Annotated in this window: 17 protein-coding genes and 2 pseudogenes; 7 read left to right on the plus strand and 12 right to left on the minus strand. The window is 37.7% G+C overall.

Annotated features, from left to right (window positions below; all coding sequences use genetic code 11):
• Positions 1–73: 73 nt before the first annotated feature.
• Entirely contained in the window at positions 74–214 is a 141-nt protein-coding gene (locus ACSLUO_RS10905; protein ID WP_448248561.1) for a hypothetical protein, read from the minus strand.
• Between the two features lie 361 nt (positions 215–575).
• On the opposite strand from ACSLUO_RS10905, the gene ACSLUO_RS10910 reads away from it, so the two are divergent.
• From ACSLUO_RS10910 to ACSLUO_RS10920, 3 genes and pseudogenes are all read left to right on the plus strand, one after another.
• Positions 576–1391, plus strand: coding sequence for a polysaccharide lyase (locus tag ACSLUO_RS10910; protein ID WP_448248562.1), 816 nt, complete (start codon positions 576–578; stop codon positions 1389–1391).
• A 294-nt stretch (positions 1392–1685) separates the two neighbouring features.
• Positions 1686–2663, plus strand: a pseudogene (locus tag ACSLUO_RS10915) (aldo/keto reductase).
• Positions 2664–2675: 12 nt separating this feature from the next.
• Positions 2676–3182, plus strand: coding sequence for a YgjV family protein (locus ACSLUO_RS10920; protein ID WP_448248563.1), 507 nt, complete (start codon positions 2676–2678; stop codon positions 3180–3182).
• Positions 3183–3313: 131 nt separating this feature from the next.
• On the opposite strand, the pseudogene ACSLUO_RS10925 reads toward ACSLUO_RS10920, so the two are convergent.
• A pseudogene (locus tag ACSLUO_RS10925) lies at positions 3314–3945 on the minus strand (NERD domain-containing protein); the annotation flags it as partial.
• 185 nt (positions 3946–4130) lie between these two features.
• Here ACSLUO_RS10925 and ACSLUO_RS10930 point away from each other — a divergent pair.
• Positions 4131–7331: a DUF3427 domain-containing protein gene (locus ACSLUO_RS10930; RefSeq protein ID WP_448248564.1), complete on the plus strand. Its 3201-nt coding sequence runs from the start codon at positions 4131–4133 to the stop codon at positions 7329–7331.
• Positions 7332–7475: 144 nt separating this feature from the next.
• Here ACSLUO_RS10930 and ACSLUO_RS10935 read toward each other — a convergent pair whose 3' ends face one another.
• Positions 7476–9377, minus strand: a complete 1902-nt coding sequence (locus tag ACSLUO_RS10935) for a class I SAM-dependent methyltransferase (protein ID WP_448248654.1) — start codon at positions 9375–9377, stop codon at positions 7476–7478.
• A 202-nt stretch (positions 9378–9579) separates the two neighbouring features.
• A complete protein-coding gene (locus ACSLUO_RS10940) occupies positions 9580–9891 on the minus strand; it encodes an Arm DNA-binding domain-containing protein (RefSeq protein ID WP_448248565.1) in 312 nt (103 codons plus the stop codon).
• A 152-nt stretch (positions 9892–10043) separates the two neighbouring features.
• Between ACSLUO_RS10940 and sbcB the strand changes: the two genes are divergently transcribed.
• Positions 10044–11525, plus strand: coding sequence for an exodeoxyribonuclease I (gene sbcB / locus ACSLUO_RS10945; protein WP_448248566.1), 1482 nt, complete (start codon positions 10044–10046; stop codon positions 11523–11525).
• Positions 11526–11745: 220 nt separating this feature from the next.
• Positions 11746–13278, plus strand: a complete 1533-nt coding sequence (locus ACSLUO_RS10950; protein ID WP_448248567.1) for a M14 family zinc carboxypeptidase — start codon at positions 11746–11748, stop codon at positions 13276–13278.
• Between the two features lie 98 nt (positions 13279–13376).
• Here the strand turns inward: ACSLUO_RS10950 and ACSLUO_RS10955 are convergent, their stop codons facing one another.
• Positions 13377–14237 carry an NAD(P)-dependent oxidoreductase gene (locus ACSLUO_RS10955; protein ID WP_448248568.1) on the minus strand — a complete coding sequence of 287 codons (861 nt, stop codon included), beginning with the start codon at positions 14235–14237 and terminating at the stop codon, positions 13377–13379.
• A gap of 91 nt (positions 14238–14328) precedes the next feature.
• Between ACSLUO_RS10955 and ACSLUO_RS10960 the strand changes: the two genes are divergently transcribed.
• Entirely contained in the window at positions 14329–14820 is a 492-nt protein-coding gene (locus ACSLUO_RS10960; protein WP_448248655.1) for a glutathione peroxidase, read from the plus strand.
• 138 nt (positions 14821–14958) lie between these two features.
• Here ACSLUO_RS10960 and topA read toward each other — a convergent pair whose 3' ends face one another.
• The 7 genes from topA to truA form a co-directional block, all read right to left on the minus strand.
• A complete protein-coding gene (topA, locus tag ACSLUO_RS10965; protein WP_448248569.1) occupies positions 14959–17649 on the minus strand; it encodes a type I DNA topoisomerase in 2691 nt (896 codons plus the stop codon).
• A gap of 385 nt (positions 17650–18034) precedes the next feature.
• Positions 18035–19546, minus strand: a complete 1512-nt coding sequence (purF, locus tag ACSLUO_RS10970; RefSeq protein ID WP_448248570.1) for an amidophosphoribosyltransferase — start codon at positions 19544–19546, stop codon at positions 18035–18037.
• A gap of 24 nt (positions 19547–19570) precedes the next feature.
• Positions 19571–20053: a CvpA family protein gene (locus tag ACSLUO_RS10975; protein WP_448248571.1), complete on the minus strand. Its 483-nt coding sequence runs from the start codon at positions 20051–20053 to the stop codon at positions 19571–19573.
• Positions 20054–20148: 95 nt separating this feature from the next.
• Entirely contained in the window at positions 20149–20811 is a 663-nt protein-coding gene (locus ACSLUO_RS10980; RefSeq protein ID WP_448248572.1) for an SPOR domain-containing protein, read from the minus strand.
• A 3-nt stretch (positions 20812–20814) separates the two neighbouring features.
• Positions 20815–22116: a bifunctional tetrahydrofolate synthase/dihydrofolate synthase gene (gene folC, locus ACSLUO_RS10985; protein ID WP_448248573.1), complete on the minus strand. Its 1302-nt coding sequence runs from the start codon at positions 22114–22116 to the stop codon at positions 20815–20817.
• 2 nt (positions 22117–22118) lie between these two features.
• On the minus strand, positions 22119–22976 hold the full coding sequence (gene accD / locus ACSLUO_RS10990) for an acetyl-CoA carboxylase, carboxyltransferase subunit beta (RefSeq protein ID WP_448248574.1): 858 nt from the start codon (positions 22974–22976) through the stop codon (positions 22119–22121).
• A gap of 161 nt (positions 22977–23137) precedes the next feature.
• The gene (gene truA / locus ACSLUO_RS10995; protein WP_448248575.1) at positions 23138–23923 is read right to left on the minus strand and encodes a tRNA pseudouridine(38-40) synthase TruA; all 786 of its coding nucleotides are present in this window, start codon (positions 23921–23923) and stop codon (positions 23138–23140) included.
• Positions 23924–23985: the final 62 nt, after the last annotated feature.

The following is a 23985-nucleotide window of genomic DNA, read 5'->3' on the forward strand; positions in this document are numbered from 1 at the left end:
CTGTTTATCTTTGTTTAATAATTCAGCTGAGAGATAAAATCGTTTTAATCAAGGCTGAAATTATGTCGTTTAGTCATCTAAACCAATAATTTTTAACGCCGAGTAAAGCGATTTTAGCCTCAGCCCACAGGGAAATGGCTATTTTTTGCGCTAGCTGCATTAGAATTTCACTCATTTGGAATTCACGCATTTGGAATAAGCAAACAACGTTCATTCTGCTTTGCTATCACTAAAAATAGCCTATTGCTGAAAATATAAACAAAGAGCAACAGACCCTAATAGTACTTCTATTTTAAAATAAACAACTTACAGCTTAACTTGGCTATTTATTTAGAAATATTAAACTCATTTTCTATTCGAAGAATCATTTAGCTTTACTTTATGCTGAGTCATATTACACTGTAACAATTGGTAATACCACCCTACCAAATATTATATTTAATAAAGTTAACGCTAAAGATAGCGTTCTGTCAAAGTAAAAAATAATGATGTTTAAACACTATTACTTTGACTTTCGAACCGAAAAGCTTAGCAACTAAGTTCAAATGAACTTTAAATAAGCATAAGGAAAAAACATGAAGTTCCTAAAATTAATACCTATATTTTTACTATTTATTTACGGTTGTAGTGCGAATATGGCCACTACTAAGCTAAATCAGCCTAAGCATACTTTGACTTCAATTTTAACAATAGACTTTGAGCAGTCACCGCTTGGCTTATATAGCAATCATAGTATCAAAAATGAATGGCCCCAAATTAACTGGGCTAATGTTTATCAACGAGCAGAAATTATAAAAGATGAAACACAAGGTAAAGTTATTCGAATGTTTTATCCTCAAGGTGGTTTAGGCCCAAGAGAAACGGGTGGTCAATTTGAAGTAAAACTTCCTGCTGCGACAGAATATACCCTGTCATATAAAATTAAATTTGAACATGGTTTTGATTTCGCTAAAGGCGGTAAATTACCTGGATTAACCAGCGGCGGAGCAAAATTTACTGGCGGTAACCACCCAAATAATGGTGAAGGTTGGAGTGCTCGCTTTATGTGGCGAGCGCAAGGTACAGCTGAACTTTACCTTTATTATGTTGATATGAAAACTAAATGGGGCGAACAACTCCCCCTTAATGGTGTTACTTTTAAAACAGGACAATGGTATGAAATAAAACAGCATATAAAATTGAATCAAAGCCATCAGAAAAATGCGAAGATAACAGCTTGGGTTGATGGCAATCTCGTCATGGAAAAAACAAATTTCAGATTACGCTTAGGTGAACAAGGACTAATTAATTGTTTTTACTTTTCAACCTTCTTTGGCGGTAATAGCCGTGATTGGGTTCCTAAACACGACTCTTTCATTCGGTTTGATGACTTTGTCATAAACACTCATTAACACTTAGCCGTTTACTCACCTACGAATTACGGTGTAGTATTACTCATTGTGGATATAGAGTTACTATGTTTGTACGTATCAATGCACAATATTTGTGTTTTCTTAGTCCAAGCCAAACTTGATTCAATAGCAAGTTTTGGCTTTGGTTCAAACGTCGCTCTATCTTCGTTATTCTTGAGTGCATTACAACCAAATGTAACTAAGTAATAAAGAAAACAACAGCTAGCAAGCAAGTTGTTATCCCAACTTCAAATTAATGAACACCCCCTAAAATCACTTATTGTAGGATCACCAATGAACAAAGATAAATATGCGTTAGAGCAGCATATCAAAAACAATAGTCCAATTGTTTTTGGCTGTATGGGGTTAGGTGGCACTTGGGATAATACTCCAATTAATACCAGTGATATATCACTTGCGCATAACGTAGTTGATGCCGCTCTCGATTGTGGTATTACACTTTTTGACCATGCTGACATCTATACAAAAGGCAAAGCCGAAAAAGTATTTGGTGAAGTATTAAAGCAACGTCCAACATTACGTGATCAAATTGCTATTCAATCAAAATGTTCAATTCGATTTGAAGATGAACTAGGGCCAAAGCGTTATGATTCATCCCCTAACTGGATTACCCATTCAGTTGAGAACTCCTTAAACCGTCTAAATATCGAACAGCTTGATATTTTAATGTTGCACCGCCCTGATCCTCTGATGGAACCAGAATTAATTGCACAAACTTTTGATAGTTTACAAACATCAGGGAAAGTAAAGCAGTTTGGTGTTTCCAACATGCAAGTTCATCAACTAACCTACTTACAAAAATACTTATCTCAACCATTAGTAGTCAACCAAGTTGAATTAAGTTTAAAACATCTAGCTTGGCTTGAAGAAGGCGTAACTTCTGGTAACTCAGGCGAAGCCGTTGTTAATTATGGCGCAGGAACAATTGAGTATTGCCGTGCAAATAATGTTCAGCTTCAATCTTGGTGAAGTTTATGCCAAGGCTTATTTACTGGTCGTGATATTAGCGCTGAAGCCGTTAATATTCAAAAAACTGCACAATTAGTTGCAACCTTGGCAGCTGAATATCAAACCTCAAAAGAAGCCATTATTTTAGCGTGGTTAATGCACCATCCAGCTAACATTCAGCCTATTATTGGCACAACTAACATAGAGCGTATTAAAGCTTGCGTACAAGCCCAAAAGGTTAGTTTAACTAATGGCCAGTGGTATCAGTTATGGGTGACAGCCCGTGGCCATGAATTACCATAAATAAGACTCACGATGGATTTTAATTTTGCTCAGTCATTAGGTTTACTCAGTTTTATATTGGGCACCTACACATTCTTGCAAAAAAATGACAAGCAACTCAAAGTAAGTATGCTTTGTTTATTTGCTTGTCAAACGGCACATTTTTTCTTATTAGGCTCACCTACAGCTGCAGCTGCTAATTTATTAAGCTTAATTCGCACTTTTATTTCAATTAAATTTAAAATGCCTTGGGTGGGAATAGTGTTTATCACGGCCAATATTGTTTGGGGCGGAATATTATTTGAAACCATGCTCAGTATCTTACCTATTTTAGGTGCTTGCTGCGGAACGTATGCGGTATTCTTTTTACACGGTATAAAAATGCGTTTAGCGTTTATTTTTGGCGCAGTTTGTTGGATAACCCATAATATTTTAGTTGGTTCTATTGGCGGGGTCTTACTTGAACTTATCGTGATTATTGCAAATGCCCTAACCATTGTAAGAATTTATTTATACAATAAACAGCATAATATTCAATAAACAATATCAATAAAACCAACACGTTCTAAATGATCCATATAGATTTTTACACCACCGAGAAATGGGTGTTATTAGGGTATCTTGAATTTTTTCTGCTGCGACAACCTATTTAACATTATTAACATTTGAAAATTCATTAAAAATGTGGTTATTGATGTTAACTCTTCATCACTAAAATCTGGCCTAGTATCAAAAGGGTTTAACTTAGTAACTACATTTTTTAGTTTCATCACTTTAAGTAATTTATCAGCCAAAAACTCAGTTTTTACTAATTGCTTTGAAACATTACTTGGCATTGAGTCACGCTCAATTATCGCGCTACTAGAAACCGCACAAATATTATCCCAACAACGCATACCGAAAGATTGCTGCCTAATACCCAATATTTTCCCTAAAATACTTTCCCTGTTTGCATGCAGCATTTCTCTTAATAATTTTTGTTGTAATTCAACTTGTTTGATCGGCGAAGGCATTCCAACCCAGTTTTTGCCAACAGTGCGCGACCATTCCCCTAAAGCATTAACATTTACCTCACTTTAATGCTTTTAGATTCAATTAATACAAACCCATAAGGATAAATAACTAGGTGATCAATTTGCGCAGTTTCACCATTAAAACTGAATTTATAATCATTAATAACAAAAACTTGAGGATGATCTTTAAAAGCACGTCGAAGAAAAAAGGCAACGTCTTGTTCCTGTTTATAGCCTGCTTTTGCAGTAACTGAAGTTAAATTTTGAGGTGTTTTATCTTTAAGGATCATACAACTATTCGTCCATGAGCGTTGAAACTAACTTAATACAAAATAAGCTAAACAGGTATTGGCATTCATGCCAATTTTTAAAAGTTAAATTTTCAACGTAAAAGAGAAAAATAATCCTTAAAAACATAAATTTATTGTATGTTTTAAGATATTCTAAGCCTCCATCACCTATAGAAGGATTTTTCATGAATCAAACCGGCATCTATGAACAGCTTATCACACAATTAGTGGAACAAAATTTAGATCGTGATTCATTTTATGTTGAAGAACGTTCATTAGAACCTGGTGAAGCGGCAACATGGTTATCAAGGTTTTTAACCCGCCTTATTGAAATAGCTATGGACTCAGTGCCAAGTGGCGACACTCGAATTCATGATCAAATTAACTTAGCCAACACTATCGTTAAATGGTTAAGCACCCACATTAAAGACGAAGAATTAATTAGTGAAAACTTGTTAGACAGCCAAGGAAAAATACTTACCGCGTTGTTTGATAAAGCTAACCCTATTTCGGCAGATTTACCCAAATACGTTGACGCGATTATGCCAATAACAGGACTCACGCAAAGTGAGTTATTTTGTGGCAGTAACGTAGGCATCTCATTAGAAACAGAAATTAAAAGAGAAATACAATCATCTGACAAAATCTATTGGCTAGTGTCATTTATTAAGTGGGCTGGTATTCGTATATTTAAAAAAGAGTTAGAGTCTTTTACTCGAAGTGGCAAAAAACTAAAGATAATAACCACCTCGTATATGGGCGCAACGGATGCCAAAGCAGTAGAGTTTTTAGCATCATTGCCTAATACCGAAGTAAAACTCAGTTACAACACTAATCGCGAACGCCTACACGCTAAATCTTATTTGTTTATGCGCAATACAGGCTTTCATACTGGCTACATTGGCTCATCTAACTTATCGCATTCGGCGTTAACCAGTGGTTTAGAGTGGAACTTGAAAATTACCTCCAAAGAAATTCCACACATCATTGAAAAATCGTTAAGTACCTTTGAAACCTATTGGGAGTCACCAGATTTTGAATATTTTGATGGTGAAATAGAAAGTCGAGAAAAGTTAACTAACGCGCTACAAGAAGCCAAAGGTAGTTTTAGTAATACATCAGCTAACTTCTACTTTGATATAAAACCACACTCGCACCAGCAAACTATATTAGAAAAGTTACAAGTTGAGCGTGAGCTACATAATCGTTACCGAAATCTAGTGGTTGCCGCAACAGGCACAGGTAAAACCATTATTTCAGCGTTTGATTTTGCTAATTTTTATCGTGATAACCCAGAAGCTAATTTTCTATTTATAGCGCACCGTGAAGAAATACTAAAACAAGCACAAGGGGCATACCGTGGCGTTTTAAAAAATAGTAGCTTTGGTGAATTATGGGTTGGGAATAATAAACCAAGTAAGTATCAGTACTTGTTTGCTTCTATTCAAAGCCTAAATTCAAAAATGAATAATCAATTAGATACGCTTAACTTGAGTGAAGATTATTTTGATTACATTGTGATTGATGAAGTACATCACGTTTCTGCCAGCAGTTATCGTGCAGTATTAAAGCATTTTACCCCTAAAATTTTACTAGGTTTAACGGCAACGCCAGAGCGTCATGACGGCACAGATATATTAAGTGATTTTTGCCATGTTATTGCCGCTGAAATTCGACTGCCAGAAGCAATTAACCAACGCCACCTTTCACCATTTCAATACTTTGCCATTGATGATGATACCGACTTAACCAAAATATCATGGGCTAGAGGTCGCTATGATGTTGCTGAGTTAACCAATTTATATACGCATAACGATCAACGTGTTTTACGTATTTTACAAAGCCTTGATGAAGTCGTAACCGACATAGCACAAATGCGCGCTTTGGCATTTTGTGTCAGTAAAGAACACGCCACATTTATGGCGAAAAAGTTCACGTTAAAAGGCATTGCTTGTGGCGTATTAACCAGTGACAACAGCCAAGATCGTGAGGTAATGCAGCAGGCGTTAAAATCGAAAGAAATTAACATTTTGTTTGTGGTTGATATCTTTAACGAAGGTGTTGATATTCCAGATCTAGATACTTTATTGTTTTTACGACCAACTGAAAGTTTAACCATATTTTTACAACAACTTGGGCGCGGTTTACGTTTAACCGACAATAAAGAATGTTGTACCATTTTAGATTTTGTTGGCAATTCGCGACCTGAATATGACTTTTCAAGTAAGTTCAGAGCACTAACAGGTAAAACCAACCAATCTATTGATAAAGAGATAAAGCAAGGTTTCCCACATTTACCTTTGGGTTGTCGTATTGAGTTGCAAGAAAAAACACAAGCGATGATCTTACAAAATATTAGCCGAGCGACATTAAATAGAAATCGATTAATTAGCTTAATTAACAACTTCCTACATATAACAACATTACCATTAACGCTAACCAACTTTTTACATATTTATGAACAGTACAAGCTTGAAGATATTTATAAAGTGAAGCTTGGGAAGTTTGGTGGTTGGTTCACATTACTCAATAAAGCTAAAGACAATGAAATTGTTGAACAAGAAAAAGATATTTACGCTGCTTACTATCGCGCTATTAATAATCGTTTATTAAGTTGCACGTCTATTTCATATTTGCGTTTTTTACAGCAATTAGTTCAAGCTGATTTTTCATTAAGTGCAGTAGAAAACGCCAATAAAGATGCAAAGTTACTTTCATTAATGTGCCATTACGACTTTTGGGATAATGCAGGTAATAAACTTGGTTTTGATAATATTGAACAGAGTTTAACTGCGCTAAAACATCCAGAATTACAAGCAGAGTTAGTAGAAGTTATTGCTTTATTAATTGATCGTTTAGACGTAAATGAATTTGCTATGCCGAAAGTGAATAATACGGTTATAGATAACACACCATTAAGCATGCACGTGCGTTATCCTAAAGAACATATTCTTGTAGCGTTTGGTGATACTACTTTTGGTAAAAAATCATCGAGTCGTGAAGGTGTGCTCAACGTAACCAATGCGAATACCGAATTGCTTTTTGTTACCCTTAATAAGTGTGAAAGTCAGTTCACAGCAACCACCATGTATCACGATTACGCAATAAGTCCGACTTTATTCCATTGGCAAACACAAAATAGTGCTAAACCAACATCAGGGCGTGGTTTAGGTTATATTGAGCAAAAGAAAAATAACAAAACCTTCATTTTATTTGTACGTGAACAAGCTAAAGATAAGAATGGTAGAACCATGGGATTTGTTAATTTTGGTCCAGTCGATTTTGTAAAATATGAAGGTAGCCAACCAATGAATATCACATGGAAATTAAAACATCCCATGCCAGCATATTTGTGGTATGAGACGGCTAAGTTGGCGGTGGGTTAAAATGAAATTGGCTTATATTTAAGATCTTCAATGAACTTTTTAATTTGGAGGTATACAAGCTCTTTAAACGCTATAAATTTAGATTTCCATTATATTTTTTCCTTACATATATTAACTAAAATTAACTTAGATAATTTTTATTACTCACCACTCTCTCAACTGCTGCATTTCTTTCAACCGCCCCCGCTGCATTACCAGTGCTTCAAACAAGTCATCTATTGATTCATTGTCTGACTTTAATCCCGGCAATGCGAGATTGGCTTCGGAAAAAAAGCGTTTTAACTGTATGTTTGCTGTTGTTTTCTTAACTTCGACAGGCGCTGTGAATAATTGTTTGCTGATGACATAACCCGCAGACATATCCTTAACTTCATTTTTATTAGTAACGATATTTTCGTTGTTTTCTTCTGCTGTAAGCCACGCTTCTTGCCACCAATGTTGAATGCGTTCTTTTGATTGCTTTAACTTGTACTCGCTTGGTAGGCGGTCGCTTTTCTGATTGTTTATAACGCTATCTGTTGGTAATAAATTCCATAGGTCGTTATTAGGCCAGCGAGCAAATGGCATGCTGTGGTCAATATCGTATTTGTCGTTTAATGATTTAGCCGACCAAACACATTGTGCTATTTCAGGTGACTTGTGCTTTACTTGCTCGAAACGTTTGCGTACTTCAGTAGTAGTGCGCACAGGCTCTAGCCAGTTTAAGGCTTGGTTCAGGTGATGGTGGTTTTCAGGTGATGCATATTGGCTATTACCTGAATAGCTAGCCATGGTTTTTACCCATTCGTTAACTAGCACAGGTTCAATCCAACAAGCGTAGCGATTAAATGTCAACCATGTTGATTCAGGTAGTGAAAACTCCCCCCATTGTTCAAGAGTTTGTAAGTCTAAAAATATGCTGTCTTTAGCTCTAACCGTATTGCTGGCTACTTCAAATACGGGTTGGCTGCTATTAGTTTCTTGATTAGGGTAAGTAATATATTTACACGGCATATTTTTAATATTGCTTACCGCTGCCGTGAGTGTTTTATAAAGTGCTTTGGCATCTTCGCCAACAAATAAGTTGCCAATACGATAGTCCGATGCGGTTCTATGGATTAATTTGTGCCAGCCGTCAGGTTTCATAAAGCCCATGTTTGGGTTTTTATTTGGTGTTTGAAAAAGCTTATGACTATCGATTAAATCTTTATATTGATGACACCAATATAAAGCCACTAAACCTGCAGGTAAAATAACTCGGTCACCAAAAGGTGATGGTTCTCGGCGTAACACAGCACCAGGGTGTCCGTCAGCTATGCGTAATAACACGCGTAATAATGCTAGCTTATGGGTTGCCGATTTTCCGTCATTTATGGCAACGTGACGAATAAAAGGAAAAGCACCTGTGCCATCATCAGGTAGTTGCAGTACAACGGTTTGCCAATGAATATGATTTCTACCTAGTTCATCGGTTTCTTTAGGGGTTTCTAATTTGGTAAATAAGCCAACCTCAGTAGCTAATTGCTTTAGTTCATCAGCGCACACATCAAACATTTTACGAGTTTGGTAATCGTCTGCGGTTTGTCCATGACGAAGTGATATAACCAGCTTGCCACCGGGTTTTAGTAAGTTAGCTAGTTTACGGATAGATCGGGCGCGTTCACTTGGCGGAATGTGCATCCAAACTGCACTTAATAGAATAAGATCAAAACTCACTTCTTGTTTGGTTACAGTATTTAATGCAGGTAATGAATCTTCAAGCCATGTGATTTTGACTTTTTGTGAGATATGTTTTGTTATTTGTTTGCCAATATTGGCGAGGTCGGTTGCGGGTTCAACGGCATAAATATGGGTGTTGTTAGCTTGTTCATGCTTTTCTTGGGCTTGTTCGGCAAGGAATTTTACGTCACGTCCGGCACCCGCGCCTAGATCAAGAATTCTAGCATCAGGATTATTGATAATGGCAGGTAAGAAATGCGCCCAGCTTTTATGCACCTGCTCAAATGTTTTTGAGAGGTATTGGTTAGCAAGTTCTGCTGCATTTTCATTATAAAACTGAGGTGCCAATTTCATCATCCTAAATGTACTTTTGTACACGAATAAGGCCATCCATGACAATGTATCCACATTGCCAAATTAAACGCTCCATGTCAAAACATAATATATAAACCTATTATACATCAGTAGGTTGATTGAGTTTTTATGCATTTTATCAACCATTCTTGTTAGTGATGATTGCTGATGTTTATAGCCATATGAAGTGGCATAGTTAATTTGGCCACCTACTTAGAGGTGTTATCATGCACCTCATTAAACGTTTAAGCTCAACTCCCGGATCTTTGCCTTCTTTAATTAGTTGACGCAATTGTGGAATTTTATCTCTTGCCTGTGCTAAAGTCAGATCTGGATAACGGCCTAAATATAAACGCTTTGCTTTTGCTTTGAATCTATAGCGATATTGAAAACTTAGCGCCCCTGTTTGACTAACTCTAACGCTTAATCCATCACGATCACTTAATTCAAACCTTTTTGGTTGTGGCTTGTTTAACAAAAACTTTAATTTAGAATGGCTTATCGTCATAATGTGTCCCATAAAAAACTCTCATATTGGGGACACACTAATTTAAGATTTGGGGACACACAAGGGTACACAAACAACATAAAACATTGGCTAATAATAAAGTTCATAAAAATACATTAGCTTACAATAAAACATTTAACATATTGTTTTACATGGACAAAATGAAACACAGTACTTCTAACCAAAACACCAAAATACAGTCTACAATCCTCTGGCACGACTATGAAACTTTTGGCATTTCGCCAAAGTTTGACAAGCCTTCTCAGTTTGCAGCTATCAGAACCGATCTTGATTTAAACATTATTGGTGAGCCTGAGGTATTTTATTGTCAGCCTCCTGCTGATTATCTGCCTCAACCTGAAGCGTGTTTAGTCACAGGCATAACGCCGCAAAAAGCTATGAACGAAGGGTTGCCTGAAGCTGAATTTGCCAAACGCATTCATGGTTTATTTTCCGTACCAAATACTTGTGTTGCAGGTTATAACAATATTCGTTTTGATGACGAAGTTACTCGGTACATGTTTTATCGAAACTTCTTTGACCCATATGCACGAGAATGGAAAAACGGCAATAGTCGTTGGGATATTATTGATATGGTGAGAGCTTGTTATGCTTTACGTCCTGACGGGATAAATTGGCCAACCATGGTGCGAGAAGATACTGGGCAAGAACAAGTAAGTTTTCGCTTAGAATTATTAACCGCCGCTAATGGTATTGCCCACGAAGCGGCGCATGATGCAATGAGTGATGTTTATGCCACTATCGCCATGGCAAAATTAATAAAAGAAAAACAACCAAAACTTTACGACTTTATTTTTAATTTACGTGATAAACGTAAAGTTGCTGACTTAATTGATGTGTATAACATGACCCCAATTGTTCATACTTCTAGCAAAGTTTCATCAGAGCATGGCTGCACCAGTTGGTTTGCCCCGATCAGTTATCACCCAATTAATAAAAATGCGGTTATCGCCATTGATTTAGCACGCGATCCAAGCCCATTATTTGAATTAACCAGCGAGCAAATTGCTGAGCGTTTATATACTCGCTACAGCGATTTAGCACCTGATGAATTGCCTATTCCTATTAAATTAATTCATTTGAATAAATGCCCAGTTGTTTCTCCGGCCAAAACCTTATTACCAGAAAATGCTCAGCGATTAAATATTCCAAGAACTTTGTGCTTAGAAAATTTAGCCAAAATTAAAGCGGATAACAGCTTACGAGAAAAATTAAGTGATGTGTTTGCTATTGAAGGCGAATTTGATGAAAATCCAGATCCTGAGCATGCATTATATGGCGGTAATTTTTTCAACGCCTCAGACAAAGCACAAATGGAAATTTTGCATCAGTTAACAGCTGAGCAATTGGCTAATCATGTTTTTGAATTTCAAGATCAGCGACTACCAACATTGTTATTTAGGTATAAAGCCCGAAACTATCCTTATACACTTTCAACCGAAGAACAAAATAAATGGCAAAGTTATTGCCAAAATAAATTGCAATATGGTGCTAAAGGTATTTTATCACTTGACGAGTTTATGATGAAAATTGAAAACCTTGCTCACGAACATGAGCAAGACAACGCTAAAATGTCGGTATTAAAAGCTTTATACCAATATATTCAAGGTTAAAGCTATTATAGAGCCTTGTTATTCCCTCTTATTACACAATCAACTTATTGTAAAAGCAGGATATTTTATCAATAAAAAATAAAATCTTGCTTTACAATCCTTGGCTCATAAACCACACTCAAGCAGCCAATATTTTTATAATTTATCATTTTTATTGGCTGAAACCACATTTGTCTAAGCAAAATGGCAAGTTAATGCATACTAATAATGGAATATGATCATGAAAATAAAAAAACTTTCCTTTTATACAAGCCCTTTTATTATTTTATTAGCCAGTTTAAGCTCGGCGGCCTTTGCAGGTGAAAACCACCCGCAAAAGTCGCTAGAAAAATCATTAAAAAGCTTGTCTTCATATAAAGAAATAAAATGGCATTTACGCCAAATTGAAAGATGGAGCCGAAAAGATATTCAAACCGGGCCATTAATTGTTAATGGTAATAACCATGGTTTAATTGATATTGATGCAACGATTAATCCATATCTACCGATCAACACAGGGGTTTGTGGTGAAGAAAATCTAACACCCACGATCAGAGAAGGTGTTATTTGTACGGTAAATGATACTTTAGGTGGTAATACTTTGCCCGAGCAAATCGGTTTTTCTACACAAGGTCGTGAATTATTAGCAGCCCGTTTAGGTAACCCAAACGGTACTCGAGTCATGATCATCACTCAGCAACATGGTAATGAGCCCGCAGCAACTGAAGCCGCAATGAATGTATTAAGATGGCTCAGTTTTTCTTATCGTAAATCTGCTAAAGAAATATTAAATAAGCTTGATATTCTCATGCTGATCAGAGCCAATCCTGATGGCGGTGAACCTAATGCCAGACATTGTGCGATAACTCCTGCAACTGGTGAAGTACTCAGTCAAGATTGTGCCATGATCAGACAAAATGTTAACCCGCATGCTGGAGGAGGTTTTGCCGCCAACTCAGAAGCTGGTTTTAGTGGTGTCGTCGGTTTTGGTTATGATTTAAATCGTTATCACTTTATTGATCTAGCCAGCCCTATTCGCCCTGTGGAAACCCAAGCTATGGTAGCAACAGCATTAGCTTTCCAACCTGAAATAGTACTTGATTTACATGGTGATCTACATAAAACCGATTGCGTGATTGATTACACTTCAATTAACCCCGGCCAAGTTCTAGGACAATTACCCACAGCAAACTGTCTGGAAAATGAGTCTAACCATGAGCAACGTTTGATCAGCCCATTTGCTGACGCCGTTTTTAGCCCAGAGAAAGAGTATTTAGCTCATTCGTTAGCCGTGAATGTCATGAATCAAATAGCAAGTCGCTTTAACGGGAGTGTTGGCCGATTTTCACAAATACAATTGGGTGATGACAATTTAAGTGACGGCGCTGCTTCAAACTACCAACTCATTGGTGCAATACATGCTGGTTGGGAAACCGCAAACTTTGATACCACCTTAAGAGCCGATGTCATTGCGGTTGAAAATTTTCAACCAGTGATTGGTGTTAATTCAGGTTTACCGGCACCTGAATTACTAAGAAAACAAATTCGAATTAACCAAGTTGCTTTGGTTGAAGCATTAACCTCTTTAGCCGAATTTAGTGATAATGCACCAACCGACTCAAACGGTTTTTGTGATTTTCCATTAACAACAGGATTAAAAGCTTCGTTATCGCCTTTGATGTGGGGACCTGCGGCAACTAATGGTGACGTTATTATTCCAATGTCACCTATGTTAGGAGTACCACAAATTATTAGCGGTAATTGCCCGAATTAGAGAGTAAAACTCATTTTTATGATATGAAAACACTAAAAAGTAAGCTCATTTGAGCTTACTTTTTAGTAATTTTACCTCTGGATAATACTTTGGTTATTTTAATTAAACCTTGTTAACAAACTAGAAGTATCCCAACGACCGCCACCTAAATCTTGTACCTCTTGATAAAAACCATCAACCATTTTTACCATCGGTAATTGGCTGCCATTTTTCTCTGCTTCAGCAAAAGCGATAGCTAAATCTTTGCGCATCCAATCAACGGCAAAGCCAAAGTCATATTCTCCTGCAAACATAGTACGGTAGCGATTATCCATTTGCCATGATCCCGCCGCCCCTTTTGATATCGCACTCACTAAAGCTTCAGGATCAAGCCCCGCTTTTTTAGCAAACTGAAAACCTTCCGCCAACCCTTGAACAACACCAGCTATGCAAATTTGATTGACCATTTTAGCAAGTTGACCACAACCAATCGGCCCCATATGTTGGCTAAATTTAGCATAAGCCGCTAGTACTGGAGCAACTTGCTTAAAAATATTACGTTCGCCGCCGCACATCACCGTCAAAACGCCATTTTCAGCTCCGGCTTGACCACCAGAAACCGGTGCATCAATAAAGTGGCATTGCTGCTGCAGACAACTTATCGATAATTGTTTCGCTAACTCGGCTGACGCGGTCGTGTGATCAACCAATATTGCCCCTGGCTTTAGCGTTGTTAGTATACCGTTATCACCATAAACAACCGATTGAACATCGTTATCGTTACCAACACAGGTAAATACTATCTCACAGTCTACTGCCGCTTCCGCGGGCGTTTCAGCAACATTACCAGCATAGGTTTCTTGCCAACAACGCGCTTTTTGAAATGTTCGATTATAAACCGTGACTTGATGACCAGCTTTTTGCAAATGCCCCGCCATGGGATAACCCATAACGCCTAAACCAATAAATGCTATTTTCATTCAACTATCCTTTTCAAATGATATCAGTCGCTATCATTTTGCCCATGTATGTTTATAATTAGCTCCTAGCTTATTACATAAAAGGCCATATATCATGAGTAATATTTATCAATTTTCAGCACTTGACTATAAACAACAAGAACAAGCGTTATCGTTATATCAAGGTAAAGTGCTATTAATTGTGAATACAGCAAGCGCTTGTGGTTTTACGCCTCAGTATCAAGGCTTACAAAGTTTATATGAAAAATATCAAGCACAAGGTTTTGAAGTACTCGCCTTTCCTTGCAATCAATTTAAAGCGCAAGAACCTGGCAGTAACGAAGAAATTAAACAATTTTGTGATTTAAATTTTAATATCAGCTTTCCCTTATTTAGTAAAATTGACGTTAACGGCCAAAATACTCACCCGCTTTATCAATATTTAAAACAAGAAGCCAAAGGCATATTTGGTAGTGAAAGTATTAAGTGGAATTTTACTAAGTTTTTGGTAGGTCGTGATGGTCAGGTATTAAAACGTTTTGCCACAATAACAAAACCGCAAGCGATAGAGCCTTTTATTATTAGTGCATTAAAGAGCGCTTAATAACAAAGCTCTCAATAACACCAATCCAAATAACAAAGCTCTCAATAGCCTGCCAGCGTAGCGATAAAAAAAAGTCCGTAGATTAAAACAATCTACGGACTTTTTTATTACTCAAGTTATTACTGAAGATAAAACAACTTAACTATTTTCAGTTGTTTTTTTCTTAGCCGGCGCTTTTTTAGCTGCTGGCTTTTTCTTTGCTGCCGCTTTTTTCTTCGGCTTAGGTATTTCTTCTACCCACTTATTGTCGATGTATTTTGCCGTCCAGCCTGTTGCTTTGCCTTCAACTTCAGTCATTACATACTGCTCTTTAGTCTTACGACTATAACGAACAATCGCTTCATTGCCTTTATTGTCGGTTTCAGGCGCATCAGCTAAATAATAAAACTTAGGAGAGATACGATCTCTAAAACGTTTTAATTCAGCCACTTTAGGGGCACGCGTTTCACGAGAACGTGGGAAAGTATTGGCTGCTAAGAAAATCCCCGCTGCACCATCGCGTAAAACAAAATGCGCATCTGATTTTTCACATGGCAATTCAGGTAATTGTACCGGATCTTCTTTTGGTGGAGCTGCTTCACCATTCGCTAATAACTTACGGGTATTTTTACACTCGCTATTGGTACAATCAAAATACTTACCAAAACGGCCTGATTTTAATTCCATTTCCGATTCACAACGATCACATTCTAAAATGGGGCCGTCGTAACCTTTAATTTTAAACGTACCTTTTTCAAGCTCAAAACCTTCACACTGTGGATTATTACCACAAACATGTAACTTACGATCTTCATCGATAAGATAACTGTCCATAGCAGTACCACATTTACCACAACGATGCATGGCACGAAGTGCTTCTGTTTCTTGATCTTCAGATAAAACACTAACCGCTTCTTCACCTGGGATCAAATTCAAGGTTTGTGTACAGCGCTCTTTAGGAGGTAGTGCATAACCCGAACATCCTAAGAATACCCCTGTTGAAGCAGTACGAATACCCATTTTGCGATTACAGGTTGGACAGTCGATATCTGTCATCACCATTTCGTTACTCGGCATCCCACCTTCTTCAGCTGGTGAATCGGCAATAGCTAACTTTTTACTAAAGTTATCATAAAACTTATCCAGTACTACTTTCCAATCGATTTTGCTTTCAGCAATATCATCTAATGAATTTTCCATGATCGTGGTGTAATCATAACTCATTAATTTAGGGAAACTGGTGGATAAACTATCGGTAACAATTTCACCCATTTTTTCTGCATAAAAGCGTTTTTTGTCTAAACGAACATAACCACGGTCTTGAATAGTTGAAATAATTGACGCATAAGTTGATGGGCGGCCAATAGAGCGCTTTTCTAACTCTTTTACTAGTGAGGCCTCACCATAACGAGCAACAGGCTTAGTGAAGTGCTGAGCTGGCTCTAATTCTTTAAGGGTTAAGGTTTCGCCAACACTTAAGTCAGGTAAGTGGGTATCGTCTTTTAATAATTGAGGATGAACACGGGTCCAACCATCAAATTTCATCACTCGACCTTTGGCTTTTAAATCAAAGTCTGCCGCAGTTACTGTTAACGTTGAAACATCGTAACGAGCAGCGGTCATTTGACAAGCCACAAATTGACGCCAAATAAGCTCGTACAATTTACGGGCATCAGCTTCCATATCGCCTAATAACGCGGCTTCTAGTTTCACATTTGACGGACGTATCGCCTCATGCGCCTCTTGAGCATTGCCTTTACTACCGTAAACTTTTGCTTTTTCAGGTAAGTAATTTTCACCAAAGGTATCGGCAATATATCCACGACACATTTCAACCGCATCTTTACTTAAGTTAGTTGAATCGGTACGCATATAAGTGATGTGACCCGCTTCATACAAGCGCTGTGCTAATCCCATAGTACGTTTAACACCAAAACCTAATTTAGTGCTAGCCGCTTGTTGTAACGTTGAAGTGATGAAAGGCGCAGACGGAGAACTTTTTGATGGTTTATCTTCACGTTTGCTAACCGTGTAGGTTGCCGCTTCCAATGTTTTAACCGCTTGCATCGCATCGGTTTCATTACTTGGTTTAAACGCTTTGCCACCTTGATGAGTAACGTCCAAGGTCAATGGTGTAGCATCGGCTGCTAAGGTATTGGCACTAATATCCCAATATTCTTCTGGCACAAAGGCTTTAATTTCACGTTCACGTTCAACCACTAATTTTACCGCAACCGACTGAACTCGGCCGGCTGATAAACCACGAGCCACTTTTTTCCAAAGTAACGGACTTACCATAAAACCAACAACGCGGTCTAAAAAGCGACGTGCTTGCTGAGCATTTACCCCAGGTATACTTAATTCACCTGGAGTGGCAAAAGCTTGCTGAATAGCATTTTGGGTAATTTCATTAAAAACAACCCGTTTGAATTTTTCGTCACCACCGCCAATAATTTCTTTTAAGTGCCAAGCTATCGCCTCTCCCTCTCTATCCAAATCGGTTGCGAGATAGATAGTGTCAGCATTTTCAGCGAGTTTTTTTAACTCAGCGACAACTTTTTCTTTGCCCGGCAGAATGTGATATTCCGCTTGCCAATTATTTTCGGGGTCTATACCCATACGATTAACAAGTGCTTGTTTATCACGTTTGGCTTTATATTTAGCTTTAGCTGCAGGTGTCATTTTGCGCACTTCCGCTGCCGGCTTACTAGCAACTTTTTTGCCTGTACTGCTAGTTGGCAAATCGCGAACATGGCCAACACTCGACTTAACAATAAAGTCTTTACCAAGATATTTATTAATCGTTTTCGCTTTTGCTGGAGACTCTACTATTACTAGAGATTTTGCCATAGGTATTCTAATTCCTGATGAAAATGGTCATTTACCATCGTTTTAATACCAAACCTAAATAGCGCCGTTTATATGCTACTGTGCATTACGGGAGGTAAAAAAACCTTAATGAACTCAATGTATTTATTAGATATATCTGTAATTTAACCACTAAACAAGTAATTATTTTAACAAATTTGTGAAAAAGTAATTATTTTAGACAGAATATGTCGAATTGCGCGACATCATAATCGACTTTATCAATAAAATTAATAGCAAAGACTTAATTTTTTACAAAGAAAAGATTAACTTTTGCCATATCGACTTAACTTAAGTGCAAATTTCAGATAAAAAAATACCGCTAACTCATTAATAAGAAAGCGGTATTTAAGATCAAATAAAAGAATTAACCTTCATTATGTAAATCGATAATTGAATCTGCATTTTTATCAGATAATTCTTTAGATTCATTATTTCGCTTCGCATCTAGCTTCTCTAAATAATCTTGATCAATATCATTTGTAATGTATTGACCGTTAAATACAGATGTTTCAAAACGAGTGACTTCTGGGTTGGCTTTACCAACCGCTTCAACTAAATCATCGATAGATTGATAAATTAATTTATCGGCACCGATCATTTCACAAATATCATCTAATTCGCGACCATGAGCAATTAATTCATTGGCACTTGGCATATCAATACCATATACGTTCGGGAAACGAATCTCTGGCGCTGCAGAAGCAAAATAAACTTTTTTAGCACCTGAGGCTCTAGCCATGTCAATAATCTGCTCTGAGGTAGTACCACGCACGATAGAGTCATCAACTAATAATACGTTTTTACCCTTAAACTCAGCACCTATAGCATTTAATTTACGGCGAACAGATTTTTTTCGTTGTTCTTGACCCGGCATAATAAAGGTACGGCCAATGTATCGGTTTTTAACAAAACCTTGGCGATAAGGAATATTCAAATGATTAGCAATTTGTAAAGCGATATCACACGAGGTTTCTGGAATTGGAATGATCACGTCAATATCTTCATCGGCCCATTCACGTGATATTTTTTCCGCTAATTTGTTACCCATTTCAACGCGTGAGGCATAAACCGACATTTTATCGATAGTTGAATCAGGACGTGCAAAATAAACAAATTCAAAAATACATGGGCTATACAAAGGATTTTCAGCACATTGCTGGCTGTGTAGTGAGCCATTTTCGCCAAAGAAAATAGCTTCACCTGGCGCAATATCACGAACAAATTCAAAATCACAAGCATCTAATGCTACTGATTCTGATGCCACCATATATTCAACACCTGTTGAGGTTTCACGCTTACCAAACACTAATGGACGAATGCCGTTTGGATCACGAAATGCCACCATGCCATGACCAATAATAATCGCAACCGTTGCATAACCACCACGACAGCGTTTATGAACATTGGTTACCGCATTAAAAATATCATTCGGTGTTAATTCAAGTGAATCAGCGTTTTGTAACTCATGTCCTAAAATATTCATTAATACTTCAGAATCTGATGTGGTATTCACATGACGACGAGCAGTTTTAAATAACCACTCTTGTAATTCTTCCGCATTGGTTAAATTACCATTATGCGCCAAAGCAATACCGTATGGTGAGCCCGTGTAAAACGGTTGAGCTTCAGATGAACTTGATGAACCAGCGGTTGGGTAACGAACATGACCAATACCAACATTACCTTGTAAACGTAACATATGGCGAGTATGGAAAACATCTTTCACTAAGCCATTATCTTTACGTAAACGGAAGGTATTATCGTGAATAGTCACAATACCAGCTGCATCTTGCCCACGGTGCTGAAGCACAGTTAATCCATCATAAAGTGACTGACCAACTGGCGTTTTACCGACTATACCAACAATACCACACATGTAACTCTCTCCGCCTACGCTAAGTTAGGATAAAAAACTTGATGATTGTTTGAGATACTCAAAAAACCATTCGATAACTAAAGTAAATTCTGGGATTAATAGTGATGCTTGCCACCATGCTGTTGAACTAGCCGGTGTAAAAGCATCCATAAAAAATAATAAGGCACTTGACACTAATACGCCTCTAAGTGCACCAAACACTAATCCGAGTACTCGATCTGTTCCGGTTAAACCAGTTTTGCTAACGAGCTGGCCAATCAAATAATTGATTAATGCACCAAGGATTAATGTTGTAATAAAGAGGATAGCAACCGCTGCCGCGTTGCGTAAAAATTGATCTGAGATATTCGTTAATAACGTTGCTAAGTTAGCATAAAAGGTACTGGCGACAAAAAACGCGCCGATCCAGATCACAAGCGATACCGCTTCTTTGACGAAACCTCTCACTAAGCTAATTAACGTTGATATGCCAATCACCGCTAAAATGGCATAATCGATCCAAACCATATGTAGAATATTCTCATTATTTAGAGGCGCGCATTCTAGCAGAAGCGGGTAATAATTGCCTACTTTTTTATTGTGTTTTTATCATTTTTTATCGCTTAATAACGAGCGACTTTACCATCAACTTTTGTCAACTCTTTGAGTTTAGGTAATTTTTTTTCTAAGACACTTTTTACTAATTCAGGGCCAACAAAGACTTTTGTTAAGCTACCATTTTTCGTTTTAATTGGCCGTGTAAATACGTTAAAACCATTATCAGTTAGTTTTTCCACTAACACTTTAACGTTTTTCTCATGGCGAAAACTGCCAAGCTGCACTACCCATTGGGTCTGCTCTGGCTGTTTAATAATCTCTGCAGGTTCAGTTTTATTCACCTCGGCAACTTGAGGCTCTGAGCCAGAAGCCGTGAAACCGTCCGATTTATCTAAAGTGTTAATTTTCACCTTACTGGTGGTAATTTGTTGTGAGCTGCCCAGCTCAGTAGCATTGTCTTCATCGGCAATTTGATTGTATTTTTGCTGCTCAAAAACATCTGCCAAGGCTTGTGCTTTATCTATTTTTTCTTTCGGTAACTGTGCAATTTTATCTTCTGGAAAAGCTTTATTTTCTGGAGCCGACTCAATACTCGGCGCTTGAGGAATATCGGTAAAATCAACTTGGTATTGTTGCTTTTTACCATCAAGAAAATCAGGAAGAAAGATAACCGCCGCCGCAGCAACCATCACAGTACCTACCAATCTATTTTGAAAGGGTGTCGACAAAACTTACTCCTTAACTAATAATCGTCTGATCTCTGAGACTGTGAAAAAAGAACCAAAAACTAACACTAAATCCGTTGCTTCTGCATTTTTAATGGCCATTTTATAGCCTTCAGTGACATTGTTAAAACAATTAACTTTCGCTTCAAGGTTTGGTATCGCATTAACAAGTTCGTCAACATTAGCCGCTCTTGGCACAGCCAGTGGCGCAAGATACCAATCATTTATTAAGCCATCAAAAGCTAACAAGCTATTTTTAATGTCTTTATCCGCTAGCATTGAGACAACTGCATGTACTTTACGATATTTGTTATCAGCTAAAGCCACACGTAATAAATCCGCTAAATAACGAGTCGCATGTGGATTATGGCCAACATCTAACATCACTTGGCAACCATCAACTAGTTGAAACACTTCTGTGCGGCCAGCTACTTTGGTTTGCGCGATGATTTTATTTACTTTTTCTGTGGTTAACCCCACCGACAAACTTTGTAAAACCATTAATGCCGTCGCCACATTATCAAGTGGAATGGCAGGCATATCAAGATTTGATAATTGAACTTGTTGGTAGTGCCATGACCATAGCTTTTTGAGTGTATCTACACTATTTGATGCCTCAACACTAAAATGCAAATCACGTGCTAATAAATTGGCTTGAATATTATTCGCATGGTCAATAACACTTTTGGGTGGCTGTGGGTCACCCACAATTGCTAATGTATCCGCGCGCATAATACCGGCTTTTTCAAAGCCAATTTTTTCTCGGGTATCACCTAAAAATGCCTGATGATCTAAGTCAACCGAAGTGATCACCGCAACGTCTGCATCAATTAAATTCGTTGCATCTAAACGACCACCTAAGCCAACTTCTAAAATAATAATATCCGGCTTGGTCGCCATCAAAACAATAAATGCCGCTAAAGTGGTATATTCATAATACGTTAAGGAAATATCTTCACGAATAGCTTCTATTTTACTGAAAGCCTCAATAAGTGGCTGATCCGTAATATCAACTTTATTCAGCCTTAACCGTTCATTGAATCGTTCAATGTGCGGCGATGAATAAACGGCAACGGATTTCCCTTCCAGTAAAAAAGCATTCTCTAAAAAAGCGCAGGTTGTACCTTTACCATTAGTACCGGCAACCGTGATCACTTTCGCAAAACTAAAATCAATTGCTAACCGCTGAGCTACTTTACCAATACGGGTTAAGCCTAAATCAATTTCAGTACTATGAATGTTTTCTAAATAAGAAAGCCATTCATCAAGCGTACGCTCAACTGAATGGCTTTGAGATGATATTGTCATACTTAAGCTGCGCTTAAAGGAAGTCCCATCAGTTTAGAAATATTACGCGCTAAAGTGTCACGCATATCACGACGATCAACAATTAAGTCAATTGCCCCTTTTTCTAATAAAAACTCACTGCGTTGGAAACCTTCAGGTAATTTTTCACGTACGGTTTGCTCAATAACACGAGGACCGGCAAAACCAATTAAGGCTTTTGGCTCAGCAACGTTTAAGTCACCTAACATTGCTAAACTAGCAGAAACACCACCCATTGTTGGATCAGTTAATACCGAAATATAAGGTAAACCTTTTTCGCTCATTTTCGCTAATGCTGCACTGGTTTTAGCCATTTGCATTAATGAAAATAAAGCTTCTTGCATACGAGCACCGCCACTTGCTGAAAAACAAACAAATGGTAAGTTATGCTTCAAACAATACTCAACGCCAGCAACAAAACGAGCACCAACCACAGATGCCATCGAACCACCTAAAAAGGCAAATTCAAAAGCTGCAACTACCACAGGCATACCTTTAAGTTCACCTTTCATTACCACTAAGGCGTCTTTTTCACCGGTATTTTTTTGGGCAGCCGCTATACGGTCTTTATAACGTTTTGAATCTTTAAACTTTAAGATATCTTGCGCTTCAAATTCAACACCTAGCTCTAGGCGTTCACCCTGATCAAGAAAGCCTTCAATGCGTTTACGCGCACTAATACGCATATGATGATCACATTTTGGACAAACCGACATTTGACGATCAACTTCAGCTTGGTATAACACCGCACTACACGAAGTACATTTAACCCAAACGCCTTCTGGGATATTACGTTTTTGAGTTGCTTTTGCTTTTGGGAGAATTTTTTCAATCCAGCTCATAGTATATTTTAGCCTGTAGCTTGTAAAAACACGTGATTCAAAATAGGAGAGGTACGCATTTTAGGTCAATTATGTAATGAAAACAAATATAACCGCGAATTTAACCATATTTTAGTTGATTGTGAATACTAAAAACTGGTCGGCTCTGTCGGTTTTTTCTATTAATCAGCCAGAAACAAAGGTCCCATGGCGTGTTTAGGTAATTCAAATATATCAGGGTAGTCAACAGCAACAAAATATAAACCACCTGCAGGTGCCGTCATACCAGCTAAGCAACGATTTTTAGCGGCAAGCACTTGTGCAATCCAATCAACGGTTTCTTGTGACTGCCCTACCCGCATTAAACTACCCGCAATATTTCTCACCATATGGTGCAAAAAAGCATTGCCTTTAACATCAATCACAATGTAATCACCATGACGAGTAACATTACAATGAGTGAGTGTTCGAACTGGCGAATGAGATTGACAATGGACGGTTCTAAATGAGGTAAAATCATGTTTACCTACTAAAGCTTGAGCTGCTTGGTGCATTAAATTTTCATCTAATGGATGCTGACAAAAGCTAACGCCGGAAGCCAAAATAGCCGGTCGTAAACGTGCATTATTGATAATATAACGATAACGACGAGCAGTGGCAGAAAAACGAGCATGGAATTCATCAGAAACCGGCTTAACCCAACGGATGGCAATATCTAGCGGTAAATTAGTATTAACCCCTAATGTCCAAGCAATGTCTTTTCTGACTTTATTGGTGTCAAAATGGATTATTTGATTGGTAGCATTAACACCAGTATCTGTTCTGCCGGCGCAAACAACTTCAATGGGTTCATCAGCAACTTTTGACAGTGCTTCTTCAATTCGTTGTTGAACACCGATAACGTTCTTTTGGCGTTGCCAGCCACAATAATTTTTACCGTCGTATTCAACGCCTAATGCATACCGCATAGCTACCTCTCAAAGTTGGAGGCGCATTATCTACAATTTTAACAAAAAAGCCAACGGACAAA

Source organism: Thalassotalea agariperforans, from assembly GCF_053470345.1.

What these genes read in the sequence shown, in the direction of transcription:
- ACSLUO_RS10940 (WP_448248565.1), bottom strand. Translation starts at nt 9,891, where the DNA reads ATGACGATAAGCCATTCTAAATTAAAGTTTTTGTTAAACAAGCCACAA.
- ACSLUO_RS10930 (WP_448248564.1), top strand. Translation starts at nt 4,131, where the DNA reads ATGAATCAAACCGGCATCTATGAACAGCTTATCACACAATTAGTGGAA.
- sbcB (WP_448248566.1), top strand. Translation starts at nt 10,044, where the DNA reads ATGGACAAAATGAAACACAGTACTTCTAACCAAAACACCAAAATACAG.
- ACSLUO_RS10955 (WP_448248568.1), bottom strand. Translation starts at nt 14,237, where the DNA reads ATGAAAATAGCATTTATTGGTTTAGGCGTTATGGGTTATCCCATGGCG.
- ACSLUO_RS10905 (WP_448248561.1), bottom strand. Translation starts at nt 214, where the DNA reads ATGAACGTTGTTTGCTTATTCCAAATGCGTGAATTCCAAATGAGTGAA.
- folC (WP_448248573.1), bottom strand. Translation starts at nt 22,116, where the DNA reads ATGACAATATCATCTCAAAGCCATTCAGTTGAGCGTACGCTTGATGAA.
- ACSLUO_RS10975 (WP_448248571.1), bottom strand. Translation starts at nt 20,053, where the DNA reads ATGGTTTGGATCGATTATGCCATTTTAGCGGTGATTGGCATATCAACG.
- ACSLUO_RS10910 (WP_448248562.1), top strand. Translation starts at nt 576, where the DNA reads ATGAAGTTCCTAAAATTAATACCTATATTTTTACTATTTATTTACGGT.
- truA (WP_448248575.1), bottom strand. Translation starts at nt 23,923, where the DNA reads ATGCGGTATGCATTAGGCGTTGAATACGACGGTAAAAATTATTGTGGC.
- ACSLUO_RS10920 (WP_448248563.1), top strand. Translation starts at nt 2,676, where the DNA reads ATGGATTTTAATTTTGCTCAGTCATTAGGTTTACTCAGTTTTATATTG.
- topA (WP_448248569.1), bottom strand. Translation starts at nt 17,649, where the DNA reads ATGGCAAAATCTCTAGTAATAGTAGAGTCTCCAGCAAAAGCGAAAACG.
- purF (WP_448248570.1), bottom strand. Translation starts at nt 19,546, where the DNA reads ATGTGTGGTATTGTTGGTATAGTCGGTAAAACGCCAGTTGGTCAGTCA.
- accD (WP_448248574.1), bottom strand. Translation starts at nt 22,976, where the DNA reads ATGAGCTGGATTGAAAAAATTCTCCCAAAAGCAAAAGCAACTCAAAAA.
- ACSLUO_RS10950 (WP_448248567.1), top strand. Translation starts at nt 11,746, where the DNA reads ATGAAAATAAAAAAACTTTCCTTTTATACAAGCCCTTTTATTATTTTA.